Source organism: Chromobacterium sinusclupearum (assembly GCF_002902845.1).
Classification (GTDB): domain Bacteria; phylum Pseudomonadota; class Gammaproteobacteria; order Burkholderiales; family Chromobacteriaceae; genus Chromobacterium; species Chromobacterium sinusclupearum.
In genome coordinates this window covers 38,380-56,185 of record NZ_PPTF01000051.1, presented here as the reverse complement: position 1 = coordinate 56,185, position 17,806 = coordinate 38,380, and the positions used below count along the sequence as shown (strand labels likewise).

The following is a 17,806-nucleotide window of genomic DNA, read 5'->3' as shown; positions in this document are numbered from 1 at the left end:
GCCATGGACTGGGTAACGATAGGACGTTCGCTATTCACCGTGGTCTGCTTCGCGTTCTTCATCGTGGTGCTGATCATCGCCTATAGCAAACGCTCCAAGAACCGGTACGAGGAAGCGGCGAATCTGCCCTTCCTGGATGACGACAAGGCAGAGGAAGCCCTACACGACCAGGCTTCCAACGGAGCAAGAAAATGAGTCAATTCACAAGCGATTTCTGGAACATCTGGATTATCGTGATCGTGCTGGGCGGCATCATCGGCCTGACCCTGCTGGTATTCACCCAGTCCAAGACCACGGTCAAGAAGGGCGAGGAAGTCCAGACCCTGGGCCACGTGTGGGACGGCGACCTGGAGGAGTACAACAACCCGCTGCCGCGCTGGTGGATGCTGATGTTCTACATCACGCTGCTGTTCGGCATCGTGTATCTGGTGCTGTATCCGGGCCTCGGCGACTACAAGGGCGTCTTCGGCTGGAGCCAGGTAGGTCAGTACAAGGACGAGCGCGCCAAGGCCGAAGCCAAGTACCAGCCGCTGTACGACAAGTTCCTCAAGCAAGACTTGAAGGCGGTGGCGGCCGATCCGCAGGCTCAGGAAATGGGCAAACGCCTGTTCCAGACCTACTGCGTGCAGTGCCACGGCGCGGACGCCCGCGGCGCCAAGGGCTTCCCCAATCTGGTGAACCACGACTGGCTGTACGGCGGCGAGCCCGACACCATCAAGACCACCATCCTGAACGGCCGCCACGGCCAGATGCCGGCCTGGGGCGCGGTGCTGGGCGAGGAGAAGGTCAAGGATGTGGCCAACTACGTGCTGTCGCTCTCCGTCAACAAAAAGAAGTTTGACGCCGAGCGGGCCTCTCGCGGCAAGGAAACCTTCGCCACGCTGTGCTCCGCCTGCCACGGCGCGGACGGCAAGGGCAACCAGCAACTGGGCGCGCCCAACCTGACCCACCCGTCCGGCAACTGGCTGTATGGCGGCACCGAGAAGACCATCATCGAAACCGTCACCAATGGCCGCAACAATCAAATGCCGGCCTGGAAGGACTTCCTGGGCGAAGGCAAGGTCCACTTGCTGGCCGCCTACGTCTGGAGCCTGTCCAACAATCCCAAGGCGCCGCAATAAGCCTGGCTACGCCGCCTGCTCCGGCAGGCGGCGTTTTTCCTCCCCACCCACAGAGGCCTTGGCCCAGCGCATCGCAGAGGTGAGTTCAGCCAAGTCCTCTTCAGGAAAAAACAATGTCAGAGTCTCTGAAGAAGATCCCCATAAAAGTCCAGAACGCCGATAAGGACAGCGCCACCATCTCGCTGTACGAAACCCAGAAAAAGCTCTATCCCCGCTCAGTCAAGGGCCTGTTCAACAACTTCCGCATCCTGTTCGTCATCGGCACCCAGCTGCTGTACCTCGGCCTGCCCTGGCTGCAATGGAACGGCCGCCAGGCGGTGTTCTTCGATCTGATCAACCGCAAGTTTTACCTGTTTGGCCTCACCGTATGGCCGCAGGACTTCGTCTACCTCGCCGCGCTCCTGATGTGCTGCGCCTTCGGCCTGTTCACCTGGACCACCATCGCCGGCCGGCTATGGTGCGGCTATTCCTGTCCGCAAACGGTGTACACCGAGATCATGCTGTGGATAGAACAATGGGTGGAGGGCGACCGCAACAAGCGCATGAAGCTGGATGCGGCGCCCATGAGCGCAACCAAGCTGCGCCTGAAATTCACCAAGCATTTCATCATGATCGCATTCTCGCTGTGGACCGGCTTCACCCTGGTGGGCTACTTCACGCCGATACGCAGCCTGGTGGCCGCGCTTCCCACTTTTAGCTACGGCCCGTGGGAAAGCTTCTGGATGTTCTTCTACGGCGGTTTCACCTATCTGTTCGCCGGCTTCATGCGCGAGCAGGTGTGCAAATACATGTGCCCATACGCCCGTTTCCAGAGCGTGATGTTCGATGCCGACACGCTGATCATTTCTTACGACGAAGCCCGCGGCGAACCGCGCGGCGCGCGCAAAAAAGGCGCCGACCCGAAGGAACAGGGGCTGGGCGACTGCATCAACTGCAGCATCTGCGTGCAGGTGTGCCCGGTGGGCATCGACATCCGCAACGGCCTGCAATACGAATGCATAGGCTGCGCCGCCTGCATCGACGCCTGCGACGACGTCATGGACAAGATGGGCTATCCGCGCGGACTGATACGCTACACCACGGAAAACGCGCTGGAAGGCAAATACCCGGAAAAGGCGATTGCCTCGCGGCTGAAACGGCCGCGCGTGGTGCTGTACAGCCTGGTGCTGCTCATCGTGTTCTGCGCCGCCGTCACCTCGCTGGCCCTGCGCAAACCCTTCAAGGTAGACATCATCCGCGACCGCGCCTCGCTGGTGCGCGAAACCGAAGAAGGCTGGCTGGAAAACAGCTACATCATCAAGATCATCAATACCACGGAACAAAATCAGCGCTTCGCCATCACAGCCAATGGCCTTCCCGGCATCAAGGTTAAAGCGGAGCAGCCAGAAACTCAGGTGCGCGCCACGGAAACCCAATCGATTACCGTGCAGGTGCAAGCCGACCCGCAATACGCGACCAAGGGCAGCCACGAAATCCATTTCGTGATCCAGTCGCTCAACAACCCCGCCCTGCGCGTGGAAGAAAAATCCAGTTTCATTGGAGAATAAACGCATGCAGCACACTGCCCACCACCCGCCCCGCCCCTGGTACAAAGAGCCCTGGCCCTGGATCCTGTTCGGCATTCCGCTGGTGTCCATCATCGTCGGCATCTTCTTCCTGGCAGCCGCCATCAAATCGGACGATGGCCTGGTCACCGACGACTATTACAAGAAGGGCAAGGCCATCAATATGGAACTGCACCGCGACAAGGTGGCGGCGCAGATGGGCTTGTCCGGCCAGCTGATGTTCGGCTCTGACGGCCGCAGCCTGCGCCTGATCACCAGCAGCAAGAGCAAGCTGCCGGATACCCTGTCGCTGCGCATGGTCCACCCGGCGCAGGACGACTTCGACCAAAGCGCCGAAATGACCATGGCCGGCCCCAACCTATACCAGGGCATCCTGGCCCAGCCGCTGGTCACCGCCAACCACTGGTATGTGCTGGTGGAGGACCACGACAAGAAATGGCGCATTCAGGGCGAATGGAAAACCGCCCAAGGCCCGATGGTGCAGCTGGGCCAACCCAAGCTGGAGCCGGCGGGACACTGAGTCCAACCGTCCAGAAACGCCAACGGCCCGCGCAGCGGGCCGTTTTGCATGGCGCCGTCTCGCGGCGTCATACTCAAATGATCAAATCGGAATGGTAGCGCAGCCAGTAGGCCTCGCGGCAGGCATTGTCGAAGCTCTTGCGCATCGGTTCAATACCCGGCGATTCGCCCAAAGCCATCACTTCGTAAGTGATCCAGCACTCGGAGCAGGCCAGCTCGCTGGGATAATCGTCCACCTCGATGCCGCGGCGGATGACTACGCCGTTGTCGAAGCGGTAATCGCGCTGCCGCAAGATCACTTCGCAATCGGCCTCGCGCCAGTTCTCGCTCCTCTCCTCGCGCCCGATAATCCGTTCCGCCCCGGCCCCGCCCATGATGGCGCGGGCGTAGGCGGCCAAGGGCTCCAGCTTCATGCCGGCTCCTTGCGGATATCGGCCAGCAGCGGCTTGGCCAGACGCAGATAATCGTCGCAGTCCAGCACCATGGAAGCATCCAGCCTGCCGGCATTGAACGCGATTTCGCCGTAACGCGCCAGCAGCTGCGGGTCCACCACCAGCCGGATGGCGGGATCGAAACTGAATGGCGGGATGGAGCCGATCACGCAGCCGGTCGCCGCCTCGGCGTCTGCCGCATCCGCCAGCTTGACCTTGCGCGCGCCGACGGCGGCCGCCACCTTGGAGAAGTCCACCCGCTCGTCGCCGGGCAGCACCGCCAGCACAAACTGGCCCGGCGCGTCCGCCACCCGGCACAGCATGGCCTTGGCCCCCTGCCCCACCTCGGTGTCGCGTATCTCCGCCACCATGCGCGAATTGCCTTCGGCCGGATGTTCTATTACGCGGAAGCAAGCAGCACCGTCCTCCAACATCTGCCGCAAACGTTCGAACATGAACTCTTCCTTTTGTGGCTACCAAGCATTTCCTGGTGATATGAGGCCAAAAATAGACCGAACAAGCCTAGCCATGCTTGTTTCTCCAATGAGGTCGCCGCTAGACTGCAACTCACTTCCTACTGGCGACGCCTACTATCATGCTCAAACTCAACCTCGGCTGCGGCCATGACAAACGTCCCGGCTTCGTCAATGTGGACTCCCAAGCCGCCTGCCAGCCGGACCAAGTGGTCGATCTGGAGCATTTCCCCTGGCCCTGGGCCGACAGCTCGGTGGACGAGGTCGTGATGAGCCATGTGCTGGAACACCTGGGCGCCAGCACAGAGGCGTACCTCGGCATCATCCGGGAGCTGTACCGCGTGTGCGCGGCGGATGCCCGCGTCACCATCATCATTCCCCATCCGCGCAGCGACAATTACCTGGCCGACCCCACGCACGTCCGCCCCATCACTGCCATGGGCTTGCAGATGTTCAATCAGGAGCTGAACCGCCAGAGCATGGCGGAAGGCGGGTCCAGCGCGCCGCTGGGCGTCTATCTGGGCGTGGACTGGGTGATGGAATCCTCGGACGTGAAAATCCTGGAGCCTTGGGCCAGCCGCTTCAACAGCGGCCAGCTCCAGGACGCGGACATCGCCATGGCGGTACAGAACTTCTACAACGTGGTAGGCGATTGCACTTTCGTCATGCGCATCCGCAAGCCGGCCTTCGCCGGCTGACAATGGCCCCCTTACACCGGCCGCAACCGCGCCATGAAGTGGCGCAGGATGGGCGGTTCGTATTCAAACGTCAGGCCCCTGACCGCGCCGGCGTGCTTTTTCACCTCGATTAGGCAGTCGGCGATGTAGTCCATGTGGTCGTTGGTGTAGACGCGGCGCGGAATGGTCAGCCGCATCAGCTCGAATGGCGATGGCTCCTGCTTGCCGGTTTGCGGATTGCGGCCCAGCAGCAGCGAGCCGATTTCCACCGCCCGCACCCCGCCTTCCAGATACAGTTCGCAGGCCAAGGCATGCGCCGGGAACTGCTCGGCAGGGATGTGCGGCAGCAATAGCCGCGCATCGACGAATACCGCGTGGCCGCCGGTAGGCGTCTGAATCGGCACTCCGCCCTCGCGCAGACGCTCGCCAAGATACGCCACCTGGCCGATGCGATAACTGAGGAAGGCGTCGTCCAGCCCTTCCTTCAGGCCTATCGCCAAGGCTTCCATATCGCGCCCGGCCAGGCCGCCATAGGTGACAAAGCCTTCCATCGGCACGCAGTTGACCTGCACCGCGCGGAACAGCGCCTCGTCGTCCTTGAAGCAGCACAGGCCGCCGATATTGACCAGGCCGTCCTTCTTGGCCGACATGGTGAACATGTCGCCGCAGTCGAACATCTCGCGCACGATGGACGCGATGGACGCGCCGGCGTAGGCCGGATCGCGCTGGCGGATGAACCAGGCGTTCTCGGCGAAACGGGCCGCGTCTATCACCACGGGAATGCCATGCGCACGCGCCAGCTCGCTGACCGCGCGGATATTCCCCATGGACACCGGCTGGCCGCCGGCGCTGTTGCAGGTGATGGTGATGATGACGGCGGCGACGTTGTCGCCTTCCTCCGCCACGATCTCGCGCAGCCGCGGCAGGTCGAAATCGCCCTTCCAGTCATAGGCGGTGCCGGTATCCAGCGCCTGCGGCGTCAGCACGTTGACGGCGCGCGCGCCGGCCAGTTCGACATGCGCCTTGGTGGTGTCGAAGTGATAGTTGGACAGGAATACCGGCCGCTGCCCGCGGCAACGCTTCACCAATTCCGGAAACAGAATCTGCTCCGCGCCGCGCCCCTGGTGAGTGGGAATGGTGTGCGCATAGCCGAACACTTCGCGCACCGTATCGGCCAGATGGTGGAAATTGCGGCTGCCGGCATAGGCCTCGTCGCCCATCATCAGGCCAGCCCACTGGCGGTCGGACATGGCGCCGGTGCCGCTGTCGGTCAACAGATCGATATAGACATCCTCGGCCTTCAACAGGAAGGGGTTCCATCCGGCCTCCTGCAGCGCATGGCGGCGGTCTTCGGCGGTGGTTTGGCGGATAGTCTCCACCATTTTGATGCGGAATGGTTCAGGTATGCGTCGTGCCATGATGCGTCTCCTCGCGGCGCGCCGCCGGACGGCGCATGGTCACGCGCGGTCGCGGCTGGCGGGCCGTCTTGCGTTTTTAACAAAGGGGTAAAAGCAGGAACGGGGAGGCTTCAGGCGTGCGGGAAATCGAACGTCAGGATGATATCTAGCGTGTACCAGTTGGGGCGCGGGCCATCGTGGAAGGTCTGCGCCAGGCAAGTTGTGATCTTCATCGCCATACCTTGCGTGAGCAGTGGAATTATGGGCGCAAGCCCACAATGACCATAGCGTCATCCCATATGGATGGCAATCACATACCGTTTACGGTGTGACTATCAAACAACACACAATGTATACAATCTTCAATGAACAAAATGCATAAAACTCATGAATCCCAGCTAAATAGCTCAGAAAAAAACATCAAAAAAACAAAGTCAATGCTCTAAATATTACATGGTAATTACATTTTTCCTAAAAAAATTTTCACATCTCAACATTTACTCGATATGATCATGCGCTGCCTACAAAATACATAGGCACTCAATAAAAAACAAAAAACATCGCTTGTTGCTGGTGATGTCTCAAGTCACTCGAAGGAAACCCTTATGTCTACACAATCGCATCCCAAGGGGCTGTATCTGCTCTTTGTGACGGAGATGTGGGAGCGCTTCAGCTACTACGGCATGCGCGCCATCTTCACGCTGTACATGATCAAGGCCCTGCTGTTCGACAAGGCGCATGCGTCCGACATTTACGGCACCTATACCGGCCTGGTTTACCTGACTCCGCTGGTGGGCGGCTACATCGCCGACCGTTACTGGGGCAACCGCCGCTCCATTCTGGCTGGCGGCGTGCTGATGGCCCTCGGCCAGTTCATGCTGTTCTTCTCCGGCTCCTTGCACGAAACCAACGTCGTCGCCGCCTCCTGGCTGCTGTACGGCGGCCTGGGCATGCTGATTGCCGGCAATGGCCTGTTCAAGCCGAACATCTCGTCCATGGTGGGCCAGCTGTACGCCCCGGGCGACAAGCGCGTGGACTCCGCCTTCACCATCTTCTACATGGGCATCAACGCCGGCTCGCTGTTCGCGCCGCTGGTGTGCGGCTCGCTTGGCGACACCGGCAATCCGTCGGACTTCAAGTGGGGCTTCATGGCCGCCGGCTGCGGCATGCTGCTGTCGCTGGTCATCTTCAGCCTGTTCAAGAACAAGTATCTGGTGACGCCGGAAGGCAAGCCGATCGGCATGGCGCCGAAGCGCCACCACGAAAGCGGCGAGAAAGTGGTGCACGCCCCGCTGACCGGCGTGGAAAAGCAACGTCTGGCGGTGATCCTGATCGTATCGGCGTTTGTGATCTTCTTCTGGTCCGCCTTTGAGCAGGCCGGCGCCTCGCTGACCTTCTTCGCCGAAGAGCAGACCAACCGCAATCTGCTGGGCTACACCGTGCCGGCCTCGTTCTTCCAGTCGATCAATCCGATCTCGGTGGTGCTGTTCGCGCCTATCTTCGCCTGGATCTGGACCAAGCTGGGCAACAAGGGCATGGAGCCGTCGTCTCCGGCCAAAATGGCCCTGGGCCTGTTCTTCCTGGCCATCGGCTACCTGGTGATCGCCTTCGGCGTGGACGGCCTGGCGCCGGGCGTCAAGGTCAGCATGCTGTGGCTGGTCAGCCTGTACATGCTGCACACCTTCGGCGAGCTGAGCCTGTCGCCTATCGGCCTGTCGCTGGTGGTGAAACTGTCTCCTGCCCGCTTCACCAGCCTGATGATGGGCATCTGGTTCCTGTCCAACGCCGCCGCCAACAAGTTTGCCGGCACGCTGTCCGAACTGTACCCGGACCCGGCCAAACCGGTGCCGCACTTCCTGGGCTACGCAGTCAACAATCTGCATGACTTCTTCATGCTGTTCGTGTTCATGGCCGGCGCCAGCTCGCTGATCCTGTTCGCGCTGTCCAGCGTGCTGAAGAAGATGATGCACGGCCGCCAGTAAGCGGCGCGCGCCCTCGCTTCAACGCCACCTTCGGGTGGCGTTTTGCATTCCGGCGCGGGGCAGACGGCAAGCCCGCTCTGTGATAGCCTTGCGCCGAATCGATTCTCTTTGATCCTGAATGAAATCCGCTGCAACTTCTGCCTGGCAAAAGGCTGCCGGCTATGCGCTTCTGGCGCTGTTATTGATCCGTCTGGTCGCGCTGTGGGCCATCCCGCTCACCGACACCACCGAGGCGCGCTACGCCGAAATCGCCCGCAAGATGCTGGAAACCGGCAACTGGGTGACGCCGCTGCACGACTACGGCGTGCCGTTCTGGGCCAAGCCGCCGCTATCCACTTGGCTGTCCGCGGCCAGCATGGGCCTGTTCGGCGTCAATGAATTCGCCGCCCGCCTGCCGGCCCTGCTGCTGGCCCTCGCCACGCTCTGGCTGACGGCCGACCTGATGCGCCGCCGCGCCGGCCGGGACGCCGCCCTGGCCACCGCGCTGATGCTGGCCGGCGGGCTGCTGTTCTACGGCGCCGCCGGCACGGTGATGACCGACCCCTCGCTGCTGTTCTGCGTCGCGCTGAGCCTGGTGGCGTTCTGGCATGCGATGAACGGCGGCAGCCGGCTGTGGCGCTACGCCTTCTTTGCCGGCCTGGGACTGGGCTTGCTGGCCAAGGGGCCGCTGGACGTGGTGCTGGTGGGCATGCCGATTTTCTTCTGGGTGCTGATCCGCAACGAGTGGAAACGGCTGTGGACCGAGCTGCCGTGGATGACCGGCACGCTGTTGGCCGCCGCCATCGCCCTGCCCTGGTATGTCTGGGCGGAAATCCGCACGCCGGGCTTCCTCAACTACTTCATCATGGGCGAGCACGTCAGCCGCTTCCTCGACTCCGGCTGGAAGGGCGACAAGTACGGCTTCGCCCACGCCACGACGCGCGGCATGATCTGGCCCTATGCGTTGGGCGCGCTGTTCCCGTGGTCGCTGGCCATGCTGGCCTGGCTGGCCTGCCGCGCCCGCCGCTTGCCGGCCATCGTCCGCGCCGGCGAAAACGACGGCTGGCTGCTGTATCTCTCGCTGTGGACCGTGATGACGCTGCTGTTCTTCACGATGTCCGGCAACATCATCTTTCCGTACTCCCTGCCCATGTTGCCCGGCGCGGCCCTGCTGATGGCCGAGCTGTGGCGGCGCGACCTGAGCCCCCGCTCCGGCCGCGCCCTGCCCTGGCTGGCGCTGGCCTCCGGCCTCTTGGTGCTGGCCGCCATCGGCTTGCAGCGCTATGACGGCGCCAAATACTTCCGCACGCAGAAACCGGTGATCGCCGCCTGGCAGGCTCAGCAGCCACAGGCCGGCGCCATGCTGTTCTACTGGGACAGCCGCCGCGAGTTTTCGGCGGAATTTTACAGCCAGGGCAAGGTGCGCACCACCGCCAATCCGCAGGCGATAACCGCCTTGCTGGCGGCGCATCCCGGCAGCTGGATCGTGACCGAGCAGCGCGATTTCGCCAGCCTGCCGCCCGCCATCGCCGCCGGCTACGTCCGCGCGGCGGAGTTTCCGGTGATGAAGGACCGCATGCTGCTGCTGCGGCCCGCAGCCGGCCACTGATTCCGGATAGAACCATGACCGATACCCTCAACCACGGCTTCACTCCGCCCTATCTGCTGGCGCTGCGCGCCGCCGAGCGCCCGGCCGACCCGCTGGTCAGCTGCATCATCCCGGCTTACAACGAATCCGAAAACATCGTGCCGATGCTGGAGACGCTGCACCGCCTGCTCACGGAACAAGGCTTGCGCCATGAGCTGGTGGTAGTGGACGACGGCAGCCGCGACGACACCGTGCCCAAGGTGCTGCAGGCCAGCCAGCGCCTGCCGGTGACGCTGATCCAGCTGTCGCGCAACTTCGGCAAGGAGATCGCGCTGACCGCCGGCATCGACCACATCCAGGGCGACGTGGCGGTGCTGATAGACGGCGACTTCCAGCATCCGCCGGAAATGGTGCCGGTGTTTCTGGACAAATGGCGCGAAGGCTATGACATGGTGTACAGCGTGCGCGCCAACCGCGACAACGAAACCCTGGCCAAGCGCGCCTTCACCCGCGTGTTCTACGCGCTCTTGAACACCGGCGCGCCGCTGAAGATCCCGGAGAACACCCAGGACTTCCGCGTGCTGGACCGCTGCATTCTGGACGCGCTGCGCCAGATGCCGGAACGCAACCGCTTCATGAAAGGCCTGTACAACTGGGTGGGCTTCACCCAGTTGGCGCTGGAGACGCAAACGCAGGAGCGCCGCGCCGGCAAAAGCAGCTTCAATTTCCGCAACCTGCTGGGCCTGGGGCTGACCGGCCTGACCGCCTTTTCCAATATGCCGCTGCGCATCTGGACGCTGGTTGGCTTCTTCATCTCGCTGCTGTCCATCGGCTACGCGCTATGGGAACTCTTGCACACGCTGCTGTTCGGCAACCCGGTCAGCGGCTGGCCGACGCTGGCTGTCGCCGTCACCTTCCTTGGCGGCGTGCAACTGCTGTCCATCGGCATTCTGGGCGAATACGTCGGCCGCATCTTCAATGAAGTGAAGGGCCGTCCTACCTATCTGATCAGCCGGGTCCACAAACGGGAAGACGATCAGGCATGACGCGGCAACTGTTCTGGTTCGGCGTGGTGGGGGTCTCCGCCATGCTGCTGCATTTCGCCCTGGTGACGCTGGCGCTGGTGCCGCTGGGCGTAGCGCCGCTCGTCGCCAATGTGCTGGGCTTCCTTGGCGCGTTTCAGATCAGCTACTGGGGCCATCGTCGCTTCACTTTCGAAGCGCGCCATGTGCCGCACCGTCAGGCGCTGCCGCGCTTCTTCGGCGTCTCCTGCCTCAGCTTCTGCGTCAACGAAGCGTTGTACTTCCTGCTGCTGCGCTGCACGCCGCTGGATTACCGCGTCTCGCTGGCGATTGTGCTGTTCGCGGTGGCGGTGTTGACTTTCGTGCTGGGCAAGCTGTGGGCCTTTGCCTCGGCGCCACATACAAATTAATGCCGTGACAAAATTGCTTCGTAAACTTTTGTCAAAGCCGCCAGTCATACCATCCATGACGAAACGATTGACTCTCTGCGCCGATGACTTCGCCCAGTCCGGCAGCATCAGCGCCGGCATCCTGCAACTGATCGATGCCGGGCGCCTGTCCGCTACCAGCGTGCTCAGCCAGTCGCCGCACTGGCCTGAACTGGCTGGCGAACTCAAGGCGCGGGCGAACCGGGTCGATGTCGGCCTGCATTTCAACCTCACGCATGCGTTTGGCGCGCCGGCCAAGCCGCTGTCGCACTGGCTGATGAAAAGCCAGCTGCGCCAACTGTCGCAACCGACGCTGCGCGACGAGATGCTGGCCCAGATCGACCGCTTCGCGGAACACTTCGGCCGTCTGCCGGACTTCGTCGACGGCCACCAGCATGTGCATGCGCTGCCGGTCATCCGCGACGCGCTGTTCGACGCCATCCAGCACCGCTGGCCGGAAGACCGGCTGCCGTATCTGCGCGCGCCGGACAAGCTGGGCCATCCCGGCGACAACCGGCTCAAGTCATTGATTTTGCGCAGCGTCTGCACCAACTTCGACGAACAGGCGCAGCAGCGCGGCTTCGCCACCACGCCGTGGTTCGGCGGCATGTATTCGCTGACGCCGCAGGCCGACTTTGCCGGTCTGATGCAATCCTGGCTGGCGCGCAGCCCCAATCACGCCCTGATCATGTGCCACCCGGGCCTGCCGGGCCAGGACGCCGACGATCCGATCGCCGCCTGCCGCAGCCGTGAATACGATTATCTGGCCAGCGACGCCTTCGCCGAGCTGTGCCAGCGCCATCAGATCAGCCTGACTCGCTTCCAGCCGGAAACCGTCGCCGCCTAATCTGGCCTGGGTGTTTACGCGCCCGGCCAAGGTTGCGACCACGGCTCGCCCAGCTGCGCCAGCAAGGCGCGGCAGGCATCGCCGGTGAACCATTCGCCGTAGTCAGGCGGCTGGATAAAGGCAAAACGTTCGCCATCCAGCTCAAAGCGCAAGGCGTAGGCATGCAGATAGCCGCGGTCGGCCGGCGTCCCGCCGTACAATTCATCGCCGAGTATCGGCGCGCCTAACGATTTCATCGCCACCCTCAGCTGGTGCGTCTTTCCCGTGCGCGGCCGCAGCAGAAACAGCCTGACGCCCGGCCGCAGGGAGTGGCTGAAGCACTGCGTCACCGCCGGATTGGCCTGCGTCGGCGTCAAGCGCCACGCGCCGCCGCGCCCCTTGACCATATCGCCGCTGATCCGCCCCTGCTTCTTGGCCGGCTTGCGGTCCGACAAAGCCAGGTAGTACTTCTCCACTTCCCGCTCCGCCAGCGCCTCGCCCAGCGCGCGCGCCACTTCCGCGGAACGCGCCACCAGGATCAGCCCAGAAGTGATGCGATCGAGCCGATGCACCGGCCACAGCGCCTCGTCGCCCAGCCCGGCGCGCAGCGCCTCCATCAGCCCCGGCGCATCGCCATCGCGATGGAAGCTGACGCCGGGATGCTTGTCCAGCAGGTAGAAACGGGGATCGGTATGGATCAGGGTGTACATGAGAAGCGCGCCAGAAACAAACGGCGCATTGTAGAGCAGGCGCCGTCCTGGCGACAGCGCCCGCGGAAAGATTAGGCGCCTTCCTTGCGCTGTTGCATCTCAATGCGCAACTGCTTGCGCATCTCCGCCGCGCGGAAACGCTGACGCTGCTCCTCGGTTTCCAGCACCAGCGTCGGCACCGTCATCGGCTTGCCGTCCTGGTAGGCCACCATGGTGAAATAGCAGCTGTTGGTGTGCCGCTGGGCGCGGGTCTGAATGTTTTCCGCCACCACCTTGATGCCCACCTCCATCGAGGTGCGGCCAACGTGGTTGACGCTGGCGAGGAAGGTCACCAGCTCGCCCACGTGGATGGGCTGCTTGAACAGCACCTGGTCCACCGACAGCGTGACCACATAGCAGCCGGCGTAACGGCTGGCGCAGGCATAGGCCACCTGGTCCAGCAGCTTCAGCAGCACGCCGCCGTGCACATTGCCGGAAAAATTGGCCATATCCGGCGTCATCAACACCGACATCGTCAACTCGCGCTGACCCTGGCTCTGTTCGCTCATTCTTGTCTCCCTCGTTTCAATACCCGGCATTCTGCCACGTAGATTGGAATAAACAGCAACGGCTTCTATACTGCAATGCTAGAAGGAAGTTGCGCCATGTCCATCTCCAGCATTTCCGGCGGCTATGGCGGCTATACCCTGCCCGTCCATGGCGCCAATTGCCAATGCCCCGCCTGCCAGCAATTGCGGGCGGATGCTTCCATCGTGCCCGCCGCAAACGCAGACAGCTCCCAGTCCAACTCAGCCAACACCGTATCCGGTGCAAGCCAAAGCGGCTCGGCGGACAAGCAAGGCAATCCGGACAGCCAAAACGGCAAACCCGCCGCCAGCCAAACTCAAAACGCCAACCCGGCCGCGCCCAAGGCTCCCGATGGCAAACCGCTGAACGATGCGCAGCAGAAGGAAGTGACGGAACTGAAGGCGCGCGATACCGACGTGCGACGGCATGAGGCGGCGCACCAGGCAGCTGGCGGCTCGCTGGCCGGCGCCGCCAGCTTCACCTATGAGCAAGGGCCGGATGGCAAGCAGTACGCGATAGGCGGGGAAGTGCCGATTCAATTGAGCCGCGGCAGTACGCCGCAGCAGACGATACAAAACGCGGAAACGGTGCGCGCCGCGGCGCTGGCGCCGGCAGACCCATCAGGACAAGACCGGGCGGTGGCCGCGGAAGCTTCGCAAGTGGAGCAACAGGCGCGTCAGGCAGAGCTGACGCAGCAAAACGGCAATTCCAAACTCAGCCCATTGGAAAAAGCCCAAAAAGCCAGCGCCCCGGAGGGCAGTCAAACCCAACCGGGGCAGCATATCGATACCTACGCCTGAATCAGGCCTGGACTTTGCGCGCCAGCCGCAGGCCGTTGCCGATGACGATCAAACTGGTGCCCACATCGGCGAACACCGCCATCCACAGGCTGGCTACGCCGGCCAGCGCCAGGCCGAAGAACACCAGCTTGATGCCCAGCGCGATGGCGATATTCACTTTCAGCACGCGGGCGGTGCGGCGGGCATGGGCGATCAGGTCGGCCAAGCGCGACAGCTTGTCGTCCATCAGCGCCACGCCGGCGGTTTCCAGCGCGCTGTCCGAACCGGCGGCGCCCATGGCGATGCCCAGATCGGCGCGGGCCAAGGCCGGCGCGTCGTTGACGCCGTCGCCCACCATCGCCACCTTGCCTTCCTGTTGCAGCCTTTCGATATGGCGCAGCTTGTCCTGCGGCAGCAGGCCGCCATGGGCCGCGCCGACGCCGGTCAGCCTGGCGATGGCGGTCACCACCTGCGGGCTGTCGCCGCTGAGCATCACCGTACGCACGCCCAGGCGATTCAGCCGAGCAATCGTAGCCGCCGCTTCCGGCCGCACCTGATCGGCCACCGCCAACACCGCCAGCGCCTTGTCGCCGCTCAGCAAGACCAGCGCGCCTTCCCCAGCGACGTCCAGCGCCTGCAAGGTCTGTTTCAGCTGCGGCGACAACGCGCCCTGTTCTTCCGCCAGGCGACGGCTGCCCAGTTGCAGGGATAGTCCCTCAACCTGGCCGCTGACACCGCGGCCGATCAGCTCGCTCACCTGCGCCGAGGCGGGGATGGCCACACCGCGCTTGGCGGCCTCGTCCAGCACCGCGCGCGCCAGCGGATGGGTGGAATGGCTGTCCAGCGCCGCCGCCCAGGCCAGCACGGCTTCTTCGCTATCGCCGGCCAGCGGGAGGACGCGGGTAATGCTGGGCTCGCCGCGGGTCAGCGTGCCGGTCTTGTCCAGGCATACGGTATCGATGCGGGCGGCCATTTCCAGCGGCGCGCCACCCTTCACCAGCAGGCCGTGGCGCGCGGCGGAAGCCAGGGCGCTGACCACCGTCACCGGCGTGGCGATCACCAGCGCGCACGGGCAGGCGATCACCAGCATCACCAGCGCGCTGTAGATGGCCTGATGCCACGGCAGCAGGCCGGCCAGCGACGCCCCCACCGCGAACAGCGCGGCCAGCGCCAGCACCACCGGGGTATAGCCGGCGGCGAATCGGTCGATGAAGCGTTGCGTCGGCGCCTTGGCGGCCTGCGCGTCGCGCACGGTGGCGATGATGCGCGCCAGCACCGAGCCGGACGCCGCGGCGGTGGTTTCGATCTCGATCACGCCGCTGCCGTTGATGCTGCCGGCAAACACGCCGTCGTTCGGCCCCTTGTCCACCGGCAGGCTTTCGCCGGTGATCGGCGCTTCATTGAAGCTGCTGTGGCCGGATACGATGCGGCCGTCCAGCGGCACGCGCTCGCCCGGACGCACCCGCACGCGGCTGCCCACCGCCACCTCGGCGGCCTGCGCCTCGCGCCAGCCGGCACCATCGGCCACCCAGGCGGTTTCCGGCGCCAGCGCCATCAACGCGCGCACCGCTTCGCCGGCGCGGGACAGCGACATCGCCTCCAGCCGCTCGGCAATGGCGAACAGGAACAGCACCATCGCCGCTTCCGGCCACTGGCCGATCAGCATGGCGCCGATCACCGCGACAGACATCAGGAAGTGGATGTTCAGGGTGCGGGTGGACAACGCGATCCAGCCCTTTTTCAGCGTGGCGGTGCCGCCCAGCAAAATGGAAGCCAGCGCCAGCGCCGCCACCGCCGGCTTGCCGTCGCCCAGGCTCCAGGCCGTGGCTTCCGCCGCGGCCGCGGTCAGTCCGGAGGCCAGCAATAGCAGATTGGCGCGGCGGGTGGAGACAATCGGCGCGGCGGCATGTTCGCCCCCGCCCAGTTCCACCGCCTGCATGCCGACTTTGGCGATGGCGCGTTTGACGTCGTCCAGATTCGGCAGATCATGTTGCAGCAGCAATACGCGCTCGATGAAGTTGAACTCCAGCGCCACCACGCCGTTCATGCCGGACAAGGCCTTTTCGATCAGGCGGGCTTCGGTCGGGCAGTCCATGGCCTGGATCTGCAGCCGGGAACGCTTGGCGCCCTGCCCCTGGCCCAGTTGCACGCGGGCCGGCGCGTCATCATGATGGTGCGAACAGCCGGCGCCATGGCCGTGATCATGTTTATGATCGTGCTTGTGATCGTGGCCATGCTCTTGCGAACACGATGCGCCATGCGCATGGCTGTGATCGTGCGCGTGGTCGTGACGCTGCGCGTCGGCCAGCGCCAGGCCCGCCTCCACCTTGGCCGAGCAGCAATCGCCGCCATGGCTATGCGGCCGGTTCTGATGCGGTTTGCCCGCCTTGCGATAACGCGTAACGCTTGACATATGCGCCTCCATTGATAGTCTGGGCACATTGCACACCCTGTAGTTGCTACAGGGTCAAGCGTTTTTGAGCGGGAGGCAGGATGTTGATCGGTGAACTGGCCAAAAAGACTGGCTGCGAGGTGGAAACCATACGTTATTACGAGCGCGAGGGCCTGCTGTCGGCGCCGCAGCGCTCGGCTTCCGGCTACCGCCATTACAATGCGGAGCAGCTGGGCGAACTGAACTTCATCCTGCATTGCCGCTCGCTGGGCATGTCGCTGGCCGACATCCGCAACCTGGCGGCGTTCAAGGCGGATCATGAGCACGACTGCGAGGACATCAATCTGCTGATCGACCAGCAGATCGCCAAGGTGCACCAGCAAGTGGAGGCCCTGCGGCTGTTGGAGCAGCAGCTGTTGGCTTTACGCGACAAATGCCACGACAGCCACGCCGCCGCCGACTGCGGCATTCTGCAAACGCTGGTGGAGGCGGCCGAGGGCGAACCTTGCGTCTGCCACACGCCGTTCGGCCAGGACAACCACGGCCATAGCCACGATCACGACCACGCGGCCAAAAAAAATGGCCGGACCCAAAAGGGCCGGCCGTAATCAACGCTCGTTTTGGGGAAGAGGAGAAACCCACTGGCTACCACCCCACCGGCAGCCAGGTCACAACACAAACTCGTTACATCCAGTATCCAATCAGCGGCGCGGCAAACACCGTCGCCACCCCGGCCAGCATCATCGTCAGGCTGGCCACCACGCCTTCCTCGGCGCCGATCTCATTCGCTTTGGCCGTGCCGGCCGCGTGGGCCGCGGCGCCGAACAGCGCGCCCCGCGCCAAGGCGGAACGAATCGGCAGCATCGTCAACATCAGCTGGCCCAGCATCATCCCGCACACCCCGGTCACCACCACGAACAAGGCGGTCAGATCGGCCGAACCGCCCAGCGTATGCGCCGCCGCCAAGGCGAACGGCGTGCTGATCGAACGCGGCGCCAAGCTCTTCTGCATGGCTTCGGACAAATCCAACCAGCGCGCCAGCATCACCGAACTGCCCACGGCGACCGGTATCGCCACCAGCACGCCGCAGCTCAGGGACAGCCAATGCTTGCGGATCAGCGCGCGCTGCTCGTAAATCGGTATCGCAAACGCCACCGTCGCCGGCCCCAACAGCCAGGTCAGCCAGCGGGTATCGGCAAAGTAGGTGTGATACGGCACACGCGCCAACACCACCAGGCCGATGACCAGCAGCGGCACCGCCAGAATCGGCGTGCTCCACCAGCTGCGGGTCTTCAGGTAATACTTTTTGACCATCCAGTACAACACCACGGTGAGTACAAAGGAGATCAA

At 63.5% G+C, this 17,806-nt stretch carries 19 protein-coding genes; 12 read left to right on the top strand and 7 right to left on the bottom strand.

Annotated elements, in window-relative coordinates; translation table 11 throughout:
* Positions 1 to 3 precede the first annotated feature (3 nt).
* The 4 genes from C2134_RS11205 (at position 4) to C2134_RS11190 (ending at position 3,206) form a co-directional block, all read left to right on the top strand.
* On the top strand, positions 4 to 195 hold the full coding sequence (locus C2134_RS11205; RefSeq protein ID WP_103320055.1) for a cbb3-type cytochrome oxidase subunit 3: 192 nt from the start codon (positions 4 to 6) through the stop codon (positions 193 to 195).
* Complete coding sequence (gene ccoP / locus C2134_RS11200; protein WP_103320052.1) at positions 192 to 1,121, top strand: cytochrome-c oxidase, cbb3-type subunit III; 930 nt, start codon at positions 192 to 194, stop codon at positions 1,119 to 1,121. The genes C2134_RS11205 and ccoP overlap by 4 nt, the downstream gene beginning before the upstream one ends.
* Positions 1,122 to 1,234: 113 nt before the next feature.
* Positions 1,235 to 2,668: a cytochrome c oxidase accessory protein CcoG gene (ccoG, locus tag C2134_RS11195; protein WP_103320050.1), complete on the top strand. Its 1,434-nt coding sequence runs from the start codon at positions 1,235 to 1,237 to the stop codon at positions 2,666 to 2,668.
* A 4-nt stretch (positions 2,669 to 2,672) separates the two neighbouring features.
* Positions 2,673 to 3,206: a FixH family protein gene (locus tag C2134_RS11190; RefSeq protein WP_103320048.1), complete on the top strand. Its 534-nt coding sequence runs from the start codon at positions 2,673 to 2,675 to the stop codon at positions 3,204 to 3,206.
* A gap of 73 nt (positions 3,207 to 3,279) precedes the next feature.
* Here C2134_RS11190 and C2134_RS11185 read toward each other — a convergent pair whose 3' ends face one another.
* Entirely contained in the window at positions 3,280 to 3,618 is a 339-nt protein-coding gene (locus C2134_RS11185) for a hypothetical protein (protein WP_103320046.1), read from the bottom strand.
* Positions 3,615 to 4,091, bottom strand: coding sequence for a YbaK/prolyl-tRNA synthetase associated domain-containing protein (locus C2134_RS11180; protein ID WP_103320044.1), 477 nt, complete (start codon positions 4,089 to 4,091; stop codon positions 3,615 to 3,617). Before C2134_RS11180 ends, C2134_RS11185 begins: the two co-directional genes overlap by 4 nt.
* Positions 4,092 to 4,231: 140 nt before the next feature.
* Here C2134_RS11180 and C2134_RS11175 point away from each other — a divergent pair, with 140 nt between their 5' ends.
* Entirely contained in the window at positions 4,232 to 4,807 is a 576-nt protein-coding gene (locus C2134_RS11175; protein WP_199179921.1) for a class I SAM-dependent methyltransferase, read from the top strand.
* Between the two features lie 11 nt (positions 4,808 to 4,818).
* On the opposite strand, the gene C2134_RS11170 is transcribed toward C2134_RS11175, so the two are convergent.
* Entirely contained in the window at positions 4,819 to 6,204 is a 1,386-nt protein-coding gene (locus C2134_RS11170; RefSeq protein WP_103320042.1) for a tryptophanase, read from the bottom strand.
* A gap of 584 nt (positions 6,205 to 6,788) precedes the next feature.
* Between C2134_RS11170 and C2134_RS11165 the strand changes: the two genes are divergently transcribed.
* The 5 genes from C2134_RS11165 (at position 6,789) to C2134_RS11145 (ending at position 12,029) form a co-directional block, all read left to right on the top strand.
* Positions 6,789 to 8,165, top strand: coding sequence for a peptide MFS transporter (locus C2134_RS11165; RefSeq protein WP_103320040.1), 1,377 nt, complete (start codon positions 6,789 to 6,791; stop codon positions 8,163 to 8,165).
* A 118-nt stretch (positions 8,166 to 8,283) separates the two neighbouring features.
* Entirely contained in the window at positions 8,284 to 9,753 is a 1,470-nt protein-coding gene (locus C2134_RS11160; protein WP_103320038.1) for an ArnT family glycosyltransferase, read from the top strand.
* A 14-nt stretch (positions 9,754 to 9,767) separates the two neighbouring features.
* Positions 9,768 to 10,778 carry a glycosyltransferase family 2 protein gene (locus tag C2134_RS11155; protein WP_103320036.1) on the top strand — a complete coding sequence of 337 codons (1,011 nt, stop codon included), beginning with the start codon at positions 9,768 to 9,770 and terminating at the stop codon, positions 10,776 to 10,778.
* Positions 10,775 to 11,164 (top strand): GtrA family protein, encoded by a 390-nt coding sequence (locus C2134_RS11150; RefSeq protein ID WP_103320034.1) that lies wholly within the window; start codon positions 10,775 to 10,777, stop codon positions 11,162 to 11,164. The genes C2134_RS11155 and C2134_RS11150 overlap by 4 nt, the downstream gene beginning before the upstream one ends.
* Before the next feature lie 55 nt (positions 11,165 to 11,219).
* Positions 11,220 to 12,029: a ChbG/HpnK family deacetylase gene (locus C2134_RS11145; protein WP_103320032.1), complete on the top strand. Its 810-nt coding sequence runs from the start codon at positions 11,220 to 11,222 to the stop codon at positions 12,027 to 12,029.
* A gap of 14 nt (positions 12,030 to 12,043) precedes the next feature.
* On the opposite strand, the gene C2134_RS11140 is transcribed toward C2134_RS11145, so the two are convergent.
* Both C2134_RS11140 and C2134_RS11135 read right to left on the bottom strand, forming a co-directional pair.
* On the bottom strand, positions 12,044 to 12,718 hold the full coding sequence (locus C2134_RS11140; protein ID WP_103320030.1) for a TIGR01621 family pseudouridine synthase: 675 nt from the start codon (positions 12,716 to 12,718) through the stop codon (positions 12,044 to 12,046).
* Positions 12,719 to 12,789: 71 nt separating this feature from the next.
* Positions 12,790 to 13,266, bottom strand: a complete 477-nt coding sequence (locus C2134_RS11135) for an acyl-CoA thioesterase (RefSeq protein WP_103320028.1) — start codon at positions 13,264 to 13,266, stop codon at positions 12,790 to 12,792.
* 96 nt (positions 13,267 to 13,362) lie between these two features.
* Between C2134_RS11135 and C2134_RS11130 the strand changes: the two genes are divergently transcribed.
* Positions 13,363 to 14,085, top strand: a complete 723-nt coding sequence (locus C2134_RS11130) for a putative metalloprotease CJM1_0395 family protein (protein WP_103320026.1) — start codon at positions 13,363 to 13,365, stop codon at positions 14,083 to 14,085.
* Between the two features lies 1 nt (position 14,086).
* Here C2134_RS11130 and C2134_RS11125 read toward each other — a convergent pair whose 3' ends face one another.
* The gene (locus C2134_RS11125; RefSeq protein WP_233196420.1) at positions 14,087 to 16,477 is read right to left on the bottom strand and encodes a heavy metal translocating P-type ATPase; all 2,391 of its coding nucleotides are present in this window, start codon (positions 16,475 to 16,477) and stop codon (positions 14,087 to 14,089) included.
* Between the two features lie 80 nt (positions 16,478 to 16,557).
* Here C2134_RS11125 and C2134_RS11120 point away from each other — a divergent pair, with 80 nt between their 5' ends.
* A complete protein-coding gene (locus C2134_RS11120) occupies positions 16,558 to 17,064 on the top strand; it encodes a Cd(II)/Pb(II)-responsive transcriptional regulator (RefSeq protein WP_103320025.1) in 507 nt (168 codons plus the stop codon).
* 76 nt (positions 17,065 to 17,140) lie between these two features.
* Here C2134_RS11120 and C2134_RS11115 read toward each other — a convergent pair whose 3' ends face one another.
* Positions 17,141 to 17,806: an LrgB family protein gene (locus tag C2134_RS11115; RefSeq protein WP_103320127.1), complete on the bottom strand. Its 666-nt coding sequence runs from the start codon at positions 17,804 to 17,806 to the stop codon at positions 17,141 to 17,143.